The organism is Paraburkholderia tropica (assembly GCF_014171495.1).
GTDB classification, from domain to species: Bacteria; Pseudomonadota; Gammaproteobacteria; order Burkholderiales; family Burkholderiaceae; genus Paraburkholderia; species Paraburkholderia tropica.
In genome coordinates this window covers 713,622-731,166 of sequence record NZ_CP049137.1, presented here as the reverse complement: position 1 = coordinate 731,166, position 17,545 = coordinate 713,622, and the positions used below count along the sequence as shown (strand labels likewise).

13 protein-coding genes, 2 rRNA genes and 1 pseudogene are annotated in these 17,545 nt (G+C 63.7%); 8 read left to right on the top strand and 8 right to left on the bottom strand.

Annotated features, from left to right (window positions below; all coding sequences use genetic code 11):
- Positions 1–3: 3 nt before the first annotated feature.
- The 5 genes from G5S35_RS33725 (at position 4) to bcsR (ending at position 5,710) form a co-directional block, all read left to right on the top strand.
- A complete protein-coding gene (locus G5S35_RS33725; protein WP_183040704.1) occupies positions 4–306 on the top strand; it encodes a hypothetical protein in 303 nt (100 codons plus the stop codon).
- On the top strand, positions 303–1,157 hold the full coding sequence (bcsQ, locus tag G5S35_RS33720) for a cellulose biosynthesis protein BcsQ (protein ID WP_065064856.1): 855 nt from the start codon (positions 303–305) through the stop codon (positions 1,155–1,157). Before G5S35_RS33725 ends, bcsQ begins: the two co-directional genes overlap by 4 nt.
- Positions 1,154–3,781: a UDP-forming cellulose synthase catalytic subunit gene (gene bcsA / locus G5S35_RS33715; RefSeq protein ID WP_176081329.1), complete on the top strand. Its 2,628-nt coding sequence runs from the start codon at positions 1,154–1,156 to the stop codon at positions 3,779–3,781. The genes bcsQ and bcsA overlap by 4 nt, the downstream gene beginning before the upstream one ends.
- Positions 3,782–3,871: 90 nt before the next feature.
- Positions 3,872–5,464: a cellulose biosynthesis protein BcsG gene (gene bcsG, locus G5S35_RS33710; RefSeq protein ID WP_065064860.1), complete on the top strand. Its 1,593-nt coding sequence runs from the start codon at positions 3,872–3,874 to the stop codon at positions 5,462–5,464.
- Positions 5,465–5,710 (top strand): BcsR/BcsP family cellulose biosynthesis protein, encoded by a 246-nt coding sequence (bcsR, locus tag G5S35_RS33705; protein WP_074983347.1) that lies wholly within the window; start codon positions 5,465–5,467, stop codon positions 5,708–5,710. It begins immediately after the preceding gene.
- Between the two features lie 39 nt (positions 5,711–5,749).
- Here bcsR and G5S35_RS33700 read toward each other — a convergent pair whose 3' ends face one another.
- From G5S35_RS33700 to G5S35_RS39765, 3 genes and pseudogenes are all read right to left on the bottom strand, one after another.
- On the bottom strand, positions 5,750–6,628 hold the full coding sequence (locus tag G5S35_RS33700; RefSeq protein WP_183040615.1) for an SAM-dependent methyltransferase: 879 nt from the start codon (positions 6,626–6,628) through the stop codon (positions 5,750–5,752).
- 33 nt (positions 6,629–6,661) lie between these two features.
- Positions 6,662–6,913, bottom strand: coding sequence for a hypothetical protein (locus G5S35_RS33695; protein WP_065064866.1), 252 nt, complete (start codon positions 6,911–6,913; stop codon positions 6,662–6,664).
- A 160-nt stretch (positions 6,914–7,073) separates the two neighbouring features.
- Positions 7,074–7,999, bottom strand: a pseudogene (locus G5S35_RS39765) (hypothetical protein); the annotation flags it as partial.
- A gap of 81 nt (positions 8,000–8,080) precedes the next feature.
- Between G5S35_RS39765 and G5S35_RS33685 the strand changes: the two are divergent.
- The 3 genes from G5S35_RS33685 (at position 8,081) to rpoD (ending at position 11,690) form a co-directional block, all read left to right on the top strand.
- A complete protein-coding gene (locus tag G5S35_RS33685) occupies positions 8,081–8,416 on the top strand; it encodes a helix-turn-helix domain-containing protein (RefSeq protein ID WP_110327175.1) in 336 nt (111 codons plus the stop codon).
- Positions 8,417–8,710: 294 nt separating this feature from the next.
- Positions 8,711–9,139 carry a GFA family protein gene (locus G5S35_RS33680; protein ID WP_110327148.1) on the top strand — a complete coding sequence of 143 codons (429 nt, stop codon included), beginning with the start codon at positions 8,711–8,713 and terminating at the stop codon, positions 9,137–9,139.
- Positions 9,140–9,710: 571 nt separating this feature from the next.
- A complete protein-coding gene (gene rpoD / locus G5S35_RS33675) occupies positions 9,711–11,690 on the top strand; it encodes an RNA polymerase sigma factor RpoD (RefSeq protein ID WP_065064872.1) in 1,980 nt (659 codons plus the stop codon).
- 126 nt (positions 11,691–11,816) lie between these two features.
- Here rpoD and G5S35_RS33670 read toward each other — a convergent pair whose 3' ends face one another.
- The 5 genes from G5S35_RS33670 to G5S35_RS33650 all read right to left on the bottom strand — a co-directional run bounded on the left by G5S35_RS33670 (position 11,817) and on the right by G5S35_RS33650 (position 17,349).
- Positions 11,817–12,482, bottom strand: a complete 666-nt coding sequence (locus tag G5S35_RS33670; protein WP_065064875.1) for a DUF799 domain-containing protein — start codon at positions 12,480–12,482, stop codon at positions 11,817–11,819.
- Between the two features lie 14 nt (positions 12,483–12,496).
- Entirely contained in the window at positions 12,497–12,862 is a 366-nt protein-coding gene (locus G5S35_RS33665) for a DUF4810 domain-containing protein (protein WP_065064877.1), read from the bottom strand.
- A gap of 47 nt (positions 12,863–12,909) precedes the next feature.
- A complete protein-coding gene (locus G5S35_RS33660; RefSeq protein WP_065064879.1) occupies positions 12,910–13,587 on the bottom strand; it encodes a CsgG/HfaB family protein in 678 nt (225 codons plus the stop codon).
- A gap of 624 nt (positions 13,588–14,211) precedes the next feature.
- Positions 14,212–14,325 (bottom strand): 5S ribosomal RNA (gene rrf / locus G5S35_RS33655).
- A gap of 145 nt (positions 14,326–14,470) precedes the next feature.
- Positions 14,471–17,349 (bottom strand): 23S ribosomal RNA (locus G5S35_RS33650).
- Positions 17,350–17,545: the final 196 nt, after the last annotated feature.

Below are 17,545 nucleotides of genomic sequence, written 5' to 3'. Positions count from 1 at the left end.
GCCATGGATATTTTCTTCGGTTACTTCGTCTGGGGGCTGATCCTCGCCGCACCGCTCTGGTGGCTCGCGTGGCGTCTGCGTCTCGGACGCTTCGTGCCCGACTGGGCCAAACCGGCGCGTCAGCGCCCGCTCGAACTGCCGCCGCAACTGGGTGCGCTCGTGATCCGCGGCAAGCGCCGCAAGGAAGTCGCGATGCGCCGTCCGTCGGCCGTGCCGGCGTCCGCCGCTTCGTCTACCAAGTCTGTCACGCCGGCTGTGTCCGCCAGCTCCGACCCCTCCGCTCCGCTCGCGGAGCCGCGCTCATGAAGACCGTCGCCATCGTTTCCTCCGTCGGCGGCGTGGGCCGCACGACCTTCACCGCCGCGCTCGCGAGCCTGCTCGCGTCGCGCTCGCACCCCGTGCTCGCCGTCGAATGCGATCCGCGCAATGTGCTGGGCCTGCATTTCGGCCTGCGCGAGAGCGCGCGCGAAGGGCTCGTCACGCATCTGCACGACGCGAGCGCGTCGGGCGACACGTGGGCGCGCGCCGCGCTGCAAAGCGACGACCAGGTGCTCGTGCTGCCGTGGGGCAGCGCGCCCGATCAGGTCGGCCATGAGGTCGACGAAAGCGCCGCCGACGGCGCGTCGCGTCTCGATGCCGATCCGCAATGGCTGCGCAGACTGCTCGCGCGCGTCGATCTGCCGGGCAACGCGATCGCGCTGATCGACTGCGCGCCGTGGCCGTCGGCGCACGCGCGCCAGGCGATCGCCGCCGCCGACCTCGTGCTCGGCGTGATCGCGCCCGACGCCACCGCCTGCGCGACGCTGCCGCGCCTGAGCGCCGCGCTGGTGCGCGCGGGCAAGCGCACCGCCTTCGTCGCCAACGCCGTGGTGCCCGCGCGGCCGCTGCATACCGATCTGATCGCCTTGCTGCGCGCGCGGCTCGGCGCGGCCATGCTGCCGTACATCGTGCACGCCGACACGGGCATTCCCGCCGCGCTCGCAAGCGGCGCGAACTTCTGTCTCGGCTCGCCGGGCTCGCAGGCGGCGCACGATCTGAACGGCGTCGCCTCTTGGCTCTCGCACTGGGCGACCGGCACGCCCATCGACACGCACGGCGGCCTGCCCGAAGGCGCGCGCCCCGCGCCGCCCGACCGGGCGACGGGAGCGGCGCGATGAGTCGCGCGCGCATCGCCGCATTTTTCTCGGCGCGGTGGACCGCGTTCTGGGCCGCGATCTGGTCCACCGTGCGCCGCGTAGGCGCGCCGCAGCTCGACCTCGCCGCCGACGCGCCGCGCGGCCAGTGGCTGCTGCGCCTGTTCTTCCGTCCGCCGCGCCCCGGCAAGCGCGACTGGCCCGCGCTCGTCTTCACGACGCTCGGCAACGACATCGTCGAGCGCCTGAACATGGGCGGCGACCGCAGCGCCGGCGCGTGGATCTGGCGCCTGTTCTTGCGCCCGCGCCGCGCGCGCCGTCGTCTGGCCGCCGATCTGCGCAAGCTGCACAAGCAGCCGCATCCGCACCGCATCGCCTTGCGCGTCTGGCTCGACAAGCGCCTCGAACCGCTCTACCGGCGCGCCGCGCGTGCGAGCGACGCCGTGGCCGCGCGCCTGCCCGCCGTCGACTGGGACGGCATCCGCGCGCGCCTCGAAAAGCTCTCCGAAGCGCTCGACCGCGTGCCGTTCCTGCGCCAGTGCCTGCTTCTGTTCGCCTTCATCGCCGCCGTGGCGGTCTGCACCACGCCGCTGCCGCTCGGCTCGCAGGTGCTGCTGTTCTTCCTCGTGTGGCTCATGGTGATGCTGGCGCGCCGCGTGCCGGGGCGTCTCGCGACCATGCTGATGGTGATGCTCTCGATCCTCATGACGGGCCGCTATGTCTGGTGGCGCAGCACGCAGACGCTGCACCTCACGACGCCCGCCGAAGCGATCGTCGGCTACGTGCTGTTCGCCGCCGAGGTCTACACGTGGGTCGTGCTGATGTTCGGCTATGTGCAGACCGCGTGGCCGCTGCGCCGCAAGCCCGGCGCGCTGCCCGACGATCCCGCCGACTGGCCGACCGTCGACCTGTACATTCCGACCTACAACGAGCCGCTGTCGGTGGTGCGCCCGACCGTGTTCGCCGCGAGCACGATCGACTGGCCGCGCGACAAGCTGCGCATCTATATCCTCGACGACGGCGACCGCGACGAATTCCGCGACTTCGCCGCCGAAGTGGGCGTGGGCTATATCCGCCGCAAGGAGCACAACCACGCGAAGGCCGGCAACATCAACCACGCGCTCAAGCTCACCGACGGCGAGCTGATCGCGATTTTCGACTGCGATCACATTCCGACGCGCTCGTTCCTGCAGACGACCGTGGGCGTGTTCCTCGCCGATCCGAAATGCGCGATGGTGCAGACGCCGCACCACTTCTTCTCGCCCGATCCGTTCGAGCGCAACTTCGACACGTTCCATCGCGTGCCGAACGAAGGCAGCCTGTTCTACGGCCTGATCCAGGACGGCAACGACTTCTGGGACGCGACCTTCTTCTGCGGCTCGTGCGCGATCATCAAGCGCGGCCCGCTCGAGTCGATCGGCGGCCTTGCTGTGGAAACCGTGACCGAGGACGCGCACACCTCGCTGCGCCTGCATCGCCACGGCTTCACTTCGGCGTATCTGCGCACGGTGCAGGCGGCGGGCCTCGCGACCGAAAGCCTCGCGGGCCACATCGGTCAGCGCATCCGCTGGGCGCGCGGCATGACGCAGATCTTCCGCATCGACAATCCGTGGCTCGGCAAAGGCCTCTCGTTCTTCCAGCGCATGTGCTACAGCAACGCCATGCTGCACTTCTTCTACGGGATTCCGCGCCTGATCTTCCTCGTGATGCCCTGCGCGTACCTGTATTTCGGACTGCACGTGATCAACACGCCGGCGCCCGTGATCCTCGCCTACGTGCTGCCCTATCTCGTGATTTCGGCGACCGCGAACTCGCGCATTCAGGGACGCTATCGCCATTCGTTCTGGGCCGAAGCCTACGAAAGCGTGCTCGCGTGGTACATCGTGCTGCCAACCACGATCGCGTTCTTCAATCCGAAGCTCGGCAAGTTCAACGTGACGTCCAAGGGCGGCCACATCGAGCACGACTATCTCGACTGGACGATCTCGACGCCGTATCTGGTGCTGCTCGGCATCAACGTGTGCGCCGTGCTGGCCGGGCTCGCGCGGCTGACGATCTGGCAGAGCGAGGAGCCGGCGACCGTGTTCATGAACCTGTTCTGGGCCGGCGTGAATCTCACGGTGCTCGGTCTCGCGGTGGGCGTGGCGAAGGAAGCGCGCCAGGTGCGCGTGGCGCACCGCATTCCGCTGCGCGTGCCCGCCATGCTCACGCTGCCCGACGGCCGCACGCTCGCCTGCAAGACCGAGAACTATTCGATGGGCGGTCTCGGCCTCGTGCTGCCGCCGGACTCGGGCCTCGAAACGCTCGCCGCGGGCGAGCGCGTGAGCGTGTGTCTCGCGCGCGGCGCGGTGGAGCACGACTTTCCGGCGGTGGTCGCGCGGCTCGCGGACCGGCGCCTGGGCGTGCGTTTCGAGGACATGAGCATCGAGCGCGAGCGGCGTCTCGTCGAATGCACGTTCGGCCGCGCCGATGCGTGGCTCGACTGGGAAGACGTGCCGCCCGAGGACGCGCCGCTCAACGGGCTCGTCGAGCTGATCATGCTGAGCTGGCAAGGCTATCTGCGTCTGGCCGATGCCTTCTTCGACGCGCTCGAAAACATCTTCACGCGGCGGCGAGCCGGACGGGGCGACCCGGCCGGCCAGCCCTGATACGACCCCGTCGGCCACGATCGACCGTACGAACGCACGACCGACCTCACGACCGACATTTAGCCGCGCAACGCGGGAACGCGACACACCATGGGCCTCTGGAATCTCTACTTCGCCGCCAAGCTGTACCTGTACGCACTGGGCACATTCAGCCCGCTGTGGCTGCTGAACATCGTGTTCGCGGCCGCGCTGCTGGTGCCGCTGCATGTGCGCTGGCTGCGCATCACGCGCAACGTGCTCGCGGTGCTCGCGGGCATCGCGCTGTTCTATCACGAGTCGGGCTGGCCGCCGATCAGCCGCGCGATCTCGCAGATCCCCGTGCTGCTGACCTTCACGCCGTCGTACATGCTCGAACTGCTCGGGCGTCTCGTCTCGCTCAAGATGATCGTGAGCACGGTGCTGGCCATCCTGCTCTACTTCCTGATCAACCGCTGGATTCGCGTGACGACGCTGGTGCTGATCGCGCTCGTCGTGGTGCCGATATGGCACGGCGCGGGCACGCTGGTCGCGAACGCCAGCAGCGCGTTCGCGCAAAGCGCTTCGGGCGACAACGCCGATGGCGACAGCCGCAACGCCAACGAGCCGCGCAACGAGCAGGCCGGCACCTACGATCAGCAGCTCGCGGCGTTCCGCGCGAACGAAGCGGGCCGCCACGTGAATTTCACGCCGCTCACGCAGGACGCCAACGCGCAGTTCGACATCATCGTCGTGCATATCTGCTCGCTCTCGTGGGACGACATGGACGTCGTGAAGGCGCGCAACAACCCGCTGTTCTCGCGCTTCGACTACATCTTCCAGAACTTCAGCTCGGGCGCGAGCTATAGCGGCCCGGCCGCGATCCGCGTGCTGCGCGCGACCTGCGGACAGGAAGCGCACAAGGCGCTCTACGATCCGGCGCCGGCCGAATGCCATCTGTTCGCGCAGCTTGCGCAGGCCGGCTACACGCCGCAGGCGCTGCTCAACCACAACGGCCGTTTCGACGACTTCCGCGGCACCGTGCTCAAGGAAATCGGCGTGCCGGGCGTGACGATTCCGTCGAACGACGGCCTGCCCGTGTTCATGAAGGAATTCGACAACTCGCCGCTGGTCGACGACTACGACGTGCTCGCGCGCTGGTACAAGCAGCGGCTCGCGGCGGGCGGCGGGCCGGTCGCGCTCTACTACAACACGGTGTCGATGCACGACGGCAACCGCCTGCCCAACAGCAAGCTCACGAGCCTGGAGTCGTATCCGATCCGTCTGCAAACCCTGCTCGGCGACGTCGACAAGCTGATCGACCTCGTCGCGCAATCGGGCCGCAAGGCCGTGATCGTGTTCGTGCCCGAGCACGGCGCGGCGCTGCGCGGCGAAGAGAACCAGATCGCGGGCATGCGTGAAATTCCGACGCCGCGCATCGTGCACGTGCCGGTGGGCGTGAAGATCGTCGGCTTGCCGGCGGGCACGGAGCACGCGGGCGGCCCGGTCACGATCGATACGCCGACCAGCTATCTCGCGCTCGCGCAACTGCTCGCGAATCTGGTGGCCAAGAGCCCGTTCGCGCCGGGCGCGGAACCGCTCGCGCAGTACGCGAACGGTCTGCCGCAAACGCGCATGGTGGGCGAGAACGAAGGCACCGTGTCGATGACGACGCCGAATGGCTATGTGATCCACACGCCGGACGGCGTCTGGGTGGAGGGCAAGTAAATGTCGCTGAAACTCTGGCTGAACGGGCAGCGCGCGCGCCGCAATCCGCTGCTGCCGAGCGATATCGACGCGCTCGCGCGGCTCGTCGACGGCGTGGACGCCGATCGCTACTACGACGTGCAGGCGCAGGACGCCTGGCAGGACGCGGCGGCGCGCTGGCCGCTCGTCGCGGCCGTGCTCGAGCTGGAGTCCGCGCCTTTGGCGGCATCTTTGGCCGCATCTTCGCCGGACGCTACGCCGACGTAAGACGGCGGCTACGGTGTGCAGCCGGACGCACCGCGTGAGCTACACGCGCTCGGCGAGCACCACGCGCTCCATCGGCATGCAGCCCAGCAGGCGGCCGGTGGGCGCGATATAACGGCGCGCCAGCGCCTCGGGCTCCGGCTGCGCGATCACGCGCCAGCCGTAACCGGCGAGCAAGGCGCGCATCGCCTCGGGATCGATGCCGAATCGCCAGATCGCCCTCGGCGCGACGAATCGCCGGTACACACCCTCCTGCCCCGGCGGCACTTTTCCTTCCAGAAAATCGCGGCTCACGTATGTGAACGCCAGGCGGCTGCCCGCCGCGGCGCGGCCGAGCATCTCGAACGTCGCGTGCACGCTCGCGCCGTCGAGATATTGCGTGACGCCTTCCCAGACGAAAAACGTGCGGCGGCTGCGCGTATAGCCCTGCGCAGCCAATACCGCGTCGAGCGCGAGATGCTCGAAATCGACGGCCACGAGCGTGACGTTCGCGGGCAGCTTGCCGAAGCGCCGCAACAGGCGCTGACGTTTGGCTTCGATATTCGCCGGCTGATCGAGCTCCCAGGCGGGCACGCCCGTGCCGCGCAGCAGGCGGAACGTGCGCGTGTCGAAACCCGCGCCGAGGTTCACGAACGCTTCCATTTGCGGTGACGCGTCGGTGAGCGCTTCCGTCAGCGCGTCGTCGATAAAGCGCTTGCGGCACAGCATGCCGCCCCACAGCCCCGGATAACGACGCTCGGCCAGCGCGACGAGCCGAAGCGCGGTGCGCGTGCCCATCAGCGCAATGAGCCAGCGTGCGGGTGTCGGCAGCAGCGCGGCCGCCAGATCGTCGACGACGATGCGGCGCTCGGCCGGCAAGCGCTGCTCGACGGCCACGAGCGCCATCGGACCGATGCCGGTTTGCGCGGCTTCGCGGGTCATCGTTGCTTCACGGCTGATGGGCGTCGAGCGCGATCAGGCGTCCAACGATGCGGGCGCGCGCCGCCGCCCCTGCACGCGCGTGACGGAATCGAACAGCGCCTCGGCGCGTGCGAGTTCGTCGAGCGCGAAGTCCAGACGCGACTGCGCCGCGCCGTGCGAGCGCGCGGGATCGAGGTCGCCGAACGCGGCCTGCTGCGCGGCGCGGAACGCCTGGTCGACGTTGCGGCTCGCCTCAAGAAAGCGTCGGGCGGCTTCGGCCTCGCGCGAATGGGTGGGTATCGCCATGGAAGAGTTCCATTGTTGATTGCGCCGGATCGGCGCCAAACAGCAGATCGCCCTGCGCGACGTCGTGCAGCAGGTCGCCTTGCGCGGGGCCGCGCGAGACCGTGCGCGTGCGCACGCCGCGCAGCAGGTCGTTGCGGGCTGCGCGCGGCGGCCGGGCGGGCGCGCAGTCGGCGGGCAGCAGATCGAAGAGATCGCGCGCGAACAGCTCGCGCGTGACGCCGCGCGGGTTCGGCTGCGCGGCTTCCATACGGCAGCGCGACGTTTCCGCGCCGAGCGTGAATTCAGCTTCGCGCAGCGCGCCGGCTTCGCGCGCCTTCGCGCCGAGATCGAACAGATCGCTCGTCACGCCGCGCGCGGGCTGCGCGGGCGCGCTGCGCAGACGGCGCGTGAGCTCGACCCAGGCGTCGAAGTCGGCGTTGCGCGCGGCGTCGTGCAGCGCGGCCATGTCGCGCGCCTTCACGCGCGTGGGCTGCGCGAGACGCACGAAATACGGCGCTTCCAGTTCCACACCGAATGCGACGGCGTAGGTTTTGGCGGCTTTTCCATCGCCCGCGCCCGCGTTGTTCGCCGCCTTCGCGCCGGAGCGCTCCGCGCGGTCCACGACCACCGTGCCCTGCGACGGCGACGGCGCCTTGCCCGTGCTCACGCTGCGCAGACGCTCGGGCTGCACGCGCAGGCTGCTGCCGAGCGTGAGCTCGGTCGGCGACGCGCACACCAGCGCGTAGTGATGATCGCGCGGCTTGCCGGACGGAAAACGCAGACGGCTCGTGACAAACACATGCGGCGGCAGCGGACGCACCTGCCCGCTCGCATCGACCCAGGCATTCCAGACCAGCGCGCCCTCGCGGCGCAGCTCGGTCATGCGCGGACGGCTGGCCGCCGCCGAAAACAGCGCGAGCAGCGAACCGGTGCGCAACGCCGCAACCTGCGCGCTGTTGCCGAGCGGCTGATTGATGCCCCACAGGAACCGGCCGCCGCCCAGCCTGCGCTCCCACTCCTTGCGCAGGACGATCGTCGGGAGATCTTCTCCCGTCTCCGATCCGATCCTGGACCAGCAAAACGTGGGGGTAGGTGATTGAGCGCCATCGACATCCTCGGAAATACAGCCAGCCCGCCAGTTTCGGCGAGCAATTCAATAAGCGTTACTGTATAGGTATAATGCATGACATGGAAGCCCCAGACACTCATTTTCCCGTGCAGGAACTGCTGCGCCGGCTGACGGCAGATAGCCGCTCATCCAGCGAGATAGCAAGGCTTTCCGGCGTCAGCCAGCCTACCGTTTCGCGGCTTCGCGCTTCGAACGGGCGCAGGCTGCGCCGTAGCGCGTCATTCAATAAGCTATGCAGTTTCTATGGCGTGAAGGCGGCCGCGCGTCAGGCGGGCGCCTATAACGATCTGCTGCGCAACGCTATCGTTGAGGCGTGGGACGGCTCGGAAGAGCACGGCCGCGCCCTGCTGGTCGTGATCAACGGCTTGAAGGAACTGCGGGATCGGCCCGGATGAGCGCGTCGAGCGCTTGAGGTAACCGGATTTGGGAGACGTCACCTGTCGATGGTCCCCTTCGGCGCCAAAATCTGACGGAAAGTACGTTTTTTTCGCGGTCAACAGGGCTTCGGAGGCCTTGTGGCGTCTGGGATGCGCGTCGCAGGGCGTATTTCGGCGCGAAAAGCCCCATAAGCGGTAACCTTTGGGCCACAGCACGTTACCGGGAAACGCGAAACACACGCCTCGCGCGCCGGCTTGCGCTGTTCCGTAACGTTTCGCCGGGTTTGCTCGCCCGACCTGCCAAAGGGTGCCATGAACACGATCGCCCCCTCCAAGCCCCACGCCTCGCTGCGCGGGCAGTGCCTGTGCGGCGCGGTGCGCTACCGCGTGAACGACGCATTCGGCTACGCCTTCAACTGCCACTGCTCGCAGTGCCGACGCGCGACCGGCGCGGCGTTCAAGCCGTTTGCGGGCATCGAGCGCGCGCAGCTGCGTCTGGAAGCCGATCAGGCCGACGTGCTCGTCTACGGCGATCCACAGGCCGCGCACGACATCCGCTGCCGCCAGTGCGGCTCGCTGCTCTATTCAGTGGTGCGCGAAGGCGCATTTGTGCACGTGACGATGGGCACGCTCGTCGACGCGCCCACGATCCGGCCACAAGGTCACCTGTTTGTCGGCTCGAAGGCACCGTGGCACGACATCACCGATACGCTGCCGCAGTACGACACCTTTCCGCCGTAACCGGCGGGCGCAACACGCGTAAAGACGGGCATCAGCGCCCGTCAACGGTTATGAGCACAGCACGTTCTATATAGTGTGGGTTGCGAGCGCCGCGACCGGTTTAACGGGGAACGATTGCGGCGGCTGGCGATTGTGATACGACGTGCAACTATCCGTTTCGCTCATCGATAGAAAAACGGAGAACCGGGAACCCGGATACTTGTCTAATTCACACGCGCAGAGAAACGTCAAACAGGAAAATCCAACGTAGAAAAGCGATGCGGCAACGAAGTCTCCCACGCGGCTTTCATCCATTTCGAATGCGCTTCGACCCCGAAAGGGCGGCGCGGACTATGGCGCGGTGCGCCAACACCACGTTCGGGTTGCTTCGCATGGCGTAACGCACTACCATACGCGATCTTTCTGCATTGCACGAAAATCCAGGACGCCACGCCGTCGTGTGTTGGCGCTCGCTCGGCGGGACCTCGCGCCCCCGCCCATTCCCCTGCAATTTCGTCATCGCCAGGACGCCAAGCCGCTGGCGCGTGACCCTTTTTGCCCTCGTGGGGCAATTCCTTTCGAGGAGAATGTATTGACAAGCCATGACCGGGAAGACGCGCCCACGTCTACCCGCACCGCCCGCCGCGGTTCCAAGGACAAGACCGGCGATGCGACTCCGTTGGACGGCGCCTCGCAACTCGAAAAGCGCCAGCATCAGATGCGCGCGCTGATCAAGCTCGGTCGCGAGCGCGGCTATCTGACGCACGCAGACATCAACGACCACCTGCCCGACAACTTCGCGCAGACGGCCGCGCTGGAAACCATCGTCGCGACGTTTAACGACATGGGCGTGCAGGTCTACGAGCAGGCGCCCGACGCCGACACGCTGCTGCTGAACGAAGATTCGCGCGCCGACCGCCAGGCCGACGACGAAGCCGACGAAGAAGTCGAAGTCGCGCTCTCGACGGTCGACTCGGAATTCGGCCGCACGACCGACCCAGTGCGCATGTACATGCGCGAAATGGGTTCGAGCGAGCTGCTCACGCGTGCCGGCGAAATCGAAGTCGCCAAGCGCATCGAAGACGGCCTCCAGGAAATGATCCAGGCGATCGCGGCTTGCCCGTCGATCGTCGCGACCATTCTGGCGGACGCCGATCGCGTCGCGGCCGACGAAATGCGCATCGACGAGCTCGTCGACGGCATCGGCAGCGACGAAGCCGCTGCGGAACCGGCGCCCGCCGCCGAAGCCGACTCGAGCGACGACGTCGAAGCCCAGGCCGGCGACGACGACGACTCGGACGACTCGGACAGCGAAGAAGACGCGGAAGCCGACAACGCCAAGGCGAACGAAGCCCTGCTCGCGCAGCTCAAGGCGGACAGCCTGGCGATCTTCGCGCGCGTGCGCACGCTGTTCGACGCCATGACCTGCACCGGCGACGCCAATGCACGCGCGACGGCCGCCGAAATGCAGATCTGCGCCGACATCCAGAGCGAACTCGCACCGATCCGCTTCACGGCCCGCACGATCGACCGCCTGTGCACGCTGCTGCACGAGCAGGTCGCGGCGATCCGCGCAATCGAGCGCAACGTGCTGGCGATCGTCGTCGACCGCTGCGGCATGCCGCGTGAGACGTTCATCGAACAGTTCCCGGGCAAGGAAACCGACCTCGAATGGGGCGTGCGCGCAGCCGCCGCCTCGACGAAGTACGGTCCCGCGCTCGAGCGCAGCCTGCCGGCCGTTCAGGCCGAACAGCGCAAGCTCGCCGAAATCGAAGCCGCAGCCTCGCTGTCGCTGCAGCAGATCAAGGCGATCAACCGTCGCATGACGGCCGCCGAAGCGAAGATGCGCCAGGCGAAGGGCGAGATGGTCAAGGCCAACCTGCGTCTCGTGATCTCGATCGCGAAGAAGTACGTGAACCGTGGCATGCAGTTCCTCGACCTGATCCAGGAAGGCAACATCGGCCTGATGAAGGCGGTGGACAAGTTCGAATATCGCCGCGGCTGGAAGTTCTCGACGTACGCCACGTGGTGGGTGCGCCAGGCCGTGACGCGTGCGCTCGCCGACCAGGCGCGTACGATCCGCGTGCCGGTGCACATGATCGAAACGATCAACAAGCTGAACCGCATCTCGCGCGAGATCCTGCAGCAGACCGGCATGGAAGCGCATCCGGCCGACCTCGCCGCACGCATGGGCATGACCGAAGAGAAGGTGCGCGGCATCCTCAAGATCGCCAAGCAGCCGGTTTCGCTCGAAAGCCCGGTGGGCGACGATGGCGACGCCACGCTCGGCGACATGATCGAGGACGCAGGTTCGGCATCGCCGGCCGACGCCGCGATCCATGCGAACATGCGCGCTGCGATCGACGAGGCGCTCAAGGCGCTCTCGCCGCGCGAAGCAAAGGTGCTGCGCATGCGCTACGGCATCGACACGACCTCGGACCACACGCTCGAGGAAGTGGGCAAGCAGTTCGACGTCACGCGCGAGCGTATCCGCCAGATCGAAAGCAAGGCAATGCGCAAGCTGATGCACCCGAGCCGCGCCGACAAGCTGCGTCCGTTCCTGGAGCGCTAAGCGCTTTTCCGCCGCGCGGCAGTTGAGCGCGCCGGAATGAAAAAGGCCCGTCACTTCGGTGACGGGCCTTTTTATTTGCGGCTGCGTTATTGCCGCTTTATAGCCGCGTGATTGCGGCGTACGGCTTCAGTCCGTGCCAAACTTCGGCGAATGCGGACCGTACAGCAGGCCCGTCGGCGGACCCGCGTGCAGCAGACGATAGCTCGTCACGCCCGCGATATCGTGGCTCTTGTCGGTCAGCGAATTCGCGACCTGCTTGATCGCCGCCATCACCAGCATGCCGATCAGACCGCCGCCGCTGTTGTTGTTGCCTTCGTTGCTGTTCGCGCTCGCGCTGCCTTGCCAGAGCACGTCGCCGCTCTTCAGATCGACGAGTTTCGCCGATGCCGTGACGACCGTCGCGCTGTCGAGCACGCGATACTTCGTGCCGTATTGCGTGATCGTCGCGTACACGGCCGCGTCCGCGCCGAAAATCTCGCGCAACTTCTCGGGCGAGGTCTTCTGGATGTCGGCCGGCGTCGTGAGCCCGTTCTGCTTGAACGTCTCCTCCATGACCGCGACCGGGATCACGTAGTAACCGGCTTCGGCGAGCGGAAACGTCATCTGCGAGAGCATGCTGTCCGACGCGGTCACGTCAGTCGTCGAGTTATCGGGCGGCAGCACGAGAATCGTGCGCGGACGCGCGTTCTTGAACGCCGTGTAATCCACGTGTTTGACGGGCTGCGCGCAGGCGGACAGCAGGGCGAGCACGGAGACCGCGAGCCAGAGCTTGAGGGAAAGGATTCGGGACATGTCGGTGCGCTCGCTTATTGTTGCTTCGGTTTCTTCATCAGGAAGTCCATGTAGGTCGTCGACTCGGGAAAGAGATTTTTCTCGGCGTCGAATTCCTGCATAGCCTGGGTGTCGTTGCCGACGTTCGCGTACAGCAAGCCCAGTTGGGCGTGGAAGCCCGGCGGCGTCTTGTTGCCCTTCGCGCGGATTTCCTGCAGCGACTTCTCGAGCGCGTCGATCTGTTCCTGCGGCGACTTCTGACCTTTCAGGTAGTCGTAGACGCCCGGCTGATAGCCGGTCCACTGATAGAGCGGCGGCGTGGCGGGCGCGCAGCCCGCGAGCAGCAGCGTCGCTGCTGTGACAGGCAGACACAATCCCCGAAGCGTGCCGATGTATTTCATGGTTAAACCCCGTATGCGTAGTTGTTTTGATCGGTGGATGCGGATGCTCAGTGCGCGGTGCGCAGCGCGCCCGCGTCGACCTGATCGGCCAGGTGATTGACCGCTTCCTGGATCGCCAGCTCGAGCACCTTGCCGTTGAGCGTCGAGTCGTAGCTCGCGGTGCCGCCGAAGCCGATGATTTCGCGATTCGACAGGCTGTATTCACCCGCGCCTTGCGACGAGGCGACCACTTCCGACGTCGTGGTATCAACGACGTTGATGCTCACCTTCGCGTAGGCGATCTGGTTCTTGCCGCTGCCGAGAATGCCGAACAGCTGGTGGTCGCCGACTTCCTTGCGGCCGAATTCGGTGACGTCGCCCGTGATGACGTAGTTGGCGCCCTTGATCGTCTGGACTTGCTTCGCGAAGCCGGCTTCCTGACGAATCTCGTCGAGATTGTCGCGATCGAGCACGTTGAAACGGCCGCTTTGCTGCAGCGACGTGATCAGAATGGTCTTCGCCTGGCCGCCGAGACGGTCGATGCCATCGGAGAAGATGCCGCGCATATAGGCCGAGCGGTTATCGAATTTGCCGACAGCAATCTTCACCGGCTGGCCGACGGGCGGACGCTGCGCGCTCGCAACGGGAGGAACCGGCAAGGTACGCGACGACTCCGTCGCGCAGCCGCTCAGCGCCGCGATCGCAGCAGCGGCGAGCACCGCGCCGCAGGTCAGGGACAACTTCATGGAGACTCCTTGGGTAATAGAAGGAACTGAAACGACGACGCGCGTGCACAGGACGGCACGCGCGAATAAAGCGACAGGAGATTGGAGTGCGGCTGCGAGATGCGGCGCTGGATGAGATGCTGTGCGACTACGGCGCGTGTGAACGCGCCGTGTGTCGTTTCGCGGCGAAAATGAATGGCGCAGTACAGTGCTGCGCGCGTGGTCATTCCATCGGCGTTGCATGTTTCGCGCTTCCTGCACGCGAACGCGTGCGCGGAAGCTCCCCGGATTCTTGTCGGTATAACGTGTTATTTTAAGTTCGTAGCAAAAAGCTACCCACGAGTATATATCGACGGAATTTTGCGAAACTTCAACAAATAAGCAATTTGATGCTATTTAAATATTTTAATTCACTGATTCTTAAAGCGATTTAATGTCGTCTTGAAATTGGCTTTAGAAGATAGCGCAATTGCGCACAGGGAGGGCTAAGAATGCAGATGTCGAAGGCAAAACGGCCGTCCCAAGGGACGGCCGTTTTTTTGTTCCTGCCTGAGCGTTCTGGCGACGCGTATTTCCCACGCCCAAACGCCAGAACCCCGGCTCTCTTTCTGGAGAAGCCGGGGTTCTGGACGTACTGCATAAGAAGCCTGACGATTACCTACTTTCACACGGGCAATCCGCACTATCATCGGCGTAGAGTCGTTTCACGGTCCTGTTCGGGATGGGAAGGGGTGGGACCGACTCGCTATGGTCATCAGGCATGACGGGTTGCTGCGTCGCCTTTCGGGGCGCCACAGCCAATCTGGAAGAAGCGTAAAGAGTTTTACTGAATTCGGGTTGTGTTGTTTATATCGGCACAACACTGATCTCTCAACCGTGCGTCTCGCAAAGACACACCTGTTATAGGATCAAGCCTTACGGGCAATTAGTATCAGTTAGCTTAACGCATTACTGCGCTTCCACACCTGACCTATCAACGTCCTGGTCTTGAACGACCCTTCAAGGGGCTCGAAGCCCCGGGGATATCTCATCTCAAGGCGAGTTTCCCGCTTAGATGCTTTCAGCGGTTATCTCTTCCGAACATAGCTACCCGGCGATGCCACTGGCGTGACAACCGGTACACCAGAGGTTCGTCCACTCCGGTCCTCTCGTACTAGGAGCAGGTCCCTTCAAATATCCAGCGCCCACGGCAGATAGGGACCAAACTGTCTCACGACGTTTTAAACCCAGCTCACGTACCTCTTTAAATGGCGAACAGCCATACCCTTGGGACCGGCTACAGCCCCAGGATGAGATGAGCCGACATCGAGGTGCCAAACACCGCCGTCGATATGAACTCTTGGGCGGTATCAGCCTGTTATCCCCAGAGTACCTTTTATCCGTTGAGCGATGGCCCTTCCATACAGAACCACCGGATCACTATGACCTGCTTTCGCACCTGCTCGACTTGTCAGTCTCGCAGTCAAGCACGCTTATGCCATTGCACTATCAGCACGATTTCCGACCGTACCTAGCGTACCTTCGTACTCCTCCGTTACCCTTTGGGAGGAGACCGCCCCAGTCAAACTGCCTACCATGCACTGTCCCCGATCCGGATTACGGACCAAGGTTAGAACCTCAAACAGATCAGGGTGGTATTTCAAGGACGGCTCCACGGAAACTAGCGTTCCCGCTTCACAGCCTCCCACCTATCCTACACAAACCGGTTCAAAGTCCAATGCAAAGCTACAGTAAAGGTTCATGGGGTCTTTCCGTCTAGCCGCGGGGAGATTGCATCATCACAAACACTTCAACTTCGCTGAGTCTCGGGAGGAGACAGTGTGGCCATCGTTACGCCATTCGTGCAGGTCGGAACTTACCCGACAAGGAATTTCGCTACCTTAGGACCGTTATAGTTACGGCCGCCGTTTACCGGGACTTCAATCAAGAGCTTGCACCCCATCATTTAATCTTCCGGCACCGGGCAGGCGTCACACCCTATACGTCCACTTTCGTGTTTGCAGAGTGCTGTGTTTTTATTAAACAGTCGCAGCCACCAGTTTATTGCAACCCCTTCACCCTCCTGGCGCAGGCCAGTCAAGCTACAAGGGCGTACCTTATCCCGAAGTTACGGTACCAATTTGCCGAGTTCCTTCTCCCGAGTTCTCTCAAGCGCCTTAGAATACTCATCTCGCCCACCTGTGTCGGTTTGCGGTACGGTCACTGTTGAACTGAAGCTTAGAGGCTTTTCTTGGAACCACTTCCAGTTGCTTCTGCTCCGAAGAGCATGGCCTCGCACCCTTGAATTCCGCGCCCGGATTTGCCAAAGCGCCTTCTCCAATGCAAGGACCGGGACTTCCAACACCCGGACAACCTTCCGCGATCCGTCCCCCCATCGCATTCAACAATGGTGCAGGAATATTGACCTGCTTCCCATCAGCTACGCATTTCTGCCTCGCCTTAGGGGCCGACTCACCCTACGCCGATGAACGTTGCGTAGGAAACCTTGGGCTTACGGCGAGGGGGCCTTTCACCCCCTTTATCGCTACTCATGTCAGCATTCGCACTTCTGATACCTCCAGCACGCTTTTCAACGCACCTTCGCAGGCTTACAGAACGCTCTCCTACCATGCACATAAATGTGCATCCGCAGCTTCGGTATATGGCTTAGCCCCGTTACATCTTCCGCGCAGGACGACTCGATCAGTGAGCTATTACGCTTTCTTTAAAGGGTGGCTGCTTCTAAGCCAACCTCCTGACTGTTTTAGCCTTCCCACTTCGTTTCCCACTTAGCCATATTTGGGGACCTTAGCTGGCGGTCTGGGTTGTTTCCCTCTTGACACCGGACGTTAGCACCCGATGTCTGTCTCCCGTGATTGCACTCTTCGGTATTCGGAGTTTGCTATGGCGACGTAATCCGCAATGGACCCATCAACCATGACAGTGCTCTACCCCGAAGGTGATACACGAGGCACTACCTAAATAGTTTTCGGAGAGAACCAGCTATTTCCAGGTTTGTTTAGCCTTTCACCCCTATCCACAGCTCATCCCCTAACTTTTCAACGTTAGTGGGTTCGGTCCTCCAGCACGTGTTACCGTGCCTTCAACCTGGCCATGGATAGATCACCTGGTTTCGGGTCTACACCCAGCGACTGAACGCCCTGTTCGGACTCGCTTTCGCTACGCCTGCCCTATTCGGTTAAGCTTGCCACTGAATGTAAGTCGCTGACCCATTATACAAAAGGTACGCCGTCACCCCTTGCGAGGCTCCGACTGTTTGTATGCATGCGGTTTCAGGATCTATTTCACTCCCCTCCCGGGGTTCTTTTCGCCTTTCCCTCACGGTACTGGTTCACTATCGGTCGATCACGAGTATTTAGCCTTGGAGGATGGTCCCCCCATCTTCAGACAGGATTTCACGTGTCCCGCCCTACTTGTCGTACACCTAGTTCTTCCTCGCTGTTTTCGCCTACGGGGCTATCACCCACTATGGCCGCACTTTCCAGAGCGTTTGGCTAACAACAAAGATAAAGAGTACAGGCTGATCCCATTTCGCTCGCCACTACTTTGGGAATCTCGGTTGATTTCTTTTCCTGCGGCTACTTAGATGTTTCAGTTCGCCGCGTTCGCTTCGCATGACCTATGTATTCAGTCATGGATACTCCATACGGAGTGGGTTTCCCCATTCGGATATCGGTGGATCAAAGCTTGTTTGCCAGCTCCCCACCGCTTTTCGCAGGCTACCGCGTCCTTCATCGCCTGTGATCGCCAAGGCATCCACCACATGCACTTGTTCGCTTGACCCTATAACGGGTGTGTCTCATGATCCCCGGAGGAACCACTCAATCCACTCGCTACAGGTTGAGTATTCGTGTTGCGCCGTATTTCAAGGCAATCTTTCGATCACTTAAAAATACATTGATACAATCACAACCCTGATTCACCTACTCGCACCCATCTCTAAGTGCTTTCAGATGAATCTCTTTACTACTTCTTCCTG

What these genes read in the sequence shown, in the direction of transcription:
- bcsA (WP_176081329.1), top strand. Translation starts at nt 1,154, where the DNA reads ATGAGTCGCGCGCGCATCGCCGCATTTTTCTCGGCGCGGTGGACCGCG.
- G5S35_RS33700 (WP_183040615.1), bottom strand. Translation starts at nt 6,628, where the DNA reads ATGACCCGCGAAGCCGCGCAAACCGGCATCGGTCCGATGGCGCTCGTG.
- G5S35_RS33670 (WP_065064875.1), bottom strand. Translation starts at nt 12,482, where the DNA reads ATGTCCCGAATCCTTTCCCTCAAGCTCTGGCTCGCGGTCTCCGTGCTC.
- G5S35_RS33695 (WP_065064866.1), bottom strand. Translation starts at nt 6,913, where the DNA reads ATGGCGATACCCACCCATTCGCGCGAGGCCGAAGCCGCCCGACGCTTT.
- G5S35_RS33665 (WP_065064877.1), bottom strand. Translation starts at nt 12,862, where the DNA reads ATGAAATACATCGGCACGCTTCGGGGATTGTGTCTGCCTGTCACAGCA.
- bcsQ (WP_065064856.1), top strand. Translation starts at nt 303, where the DNA reads ATGAAGACCGTCGCCATCGTTTCCTCCGTCGGCGGCGTGGGCCGCACG.
- G5S35_RS33680 (WP_110327148.1), top strand. Translation starts at nt 8,711, where the DNA reads ATGAACACGATCGCCCCCTCCAAGCCCCACGCCTCGCTGCGCGGGCAG.
- G5S35_RS33660 (WP_065064879.1), bottom strand. Translation starts at nt 13,587, where the DNA reads ATGAAGTTGTCCCTGACCTGCGGCGCGGTGCTCGCCGCTGCTGCGATC.
- bcsR (WP_074983347.1), top strand. Translation starts at nt 5,465, where the DNA reads ATGTCGCTGAAACTCTGGCTGAACGGGCAGCGCGCGCGCCGCAATCCG.
- G5S35_RS33685 (WP_110327175.1), top strand. Translation starts at nt 8,081, where the DNA reads ATGGAAGCCCCAGACACTCATTTTCCCGTGCAGGAACTGCTGCGCCGG.
- bcsG (WP_065064860.1), top strand. Translation starts at nt 3,872, where the DNA reads ATGGGCCTCTGGAATCTCTACTTCGCCGCCAAGCTGTACCTGTACGCA.
- G5S35_RS33725 (WP_183040704.1), top strand. Translation starts at nt 4, where the DNA reads ATGGATATTTTCTTCGGTTACTTCGTCTGGGGGCTGATCCTCGCCGCA.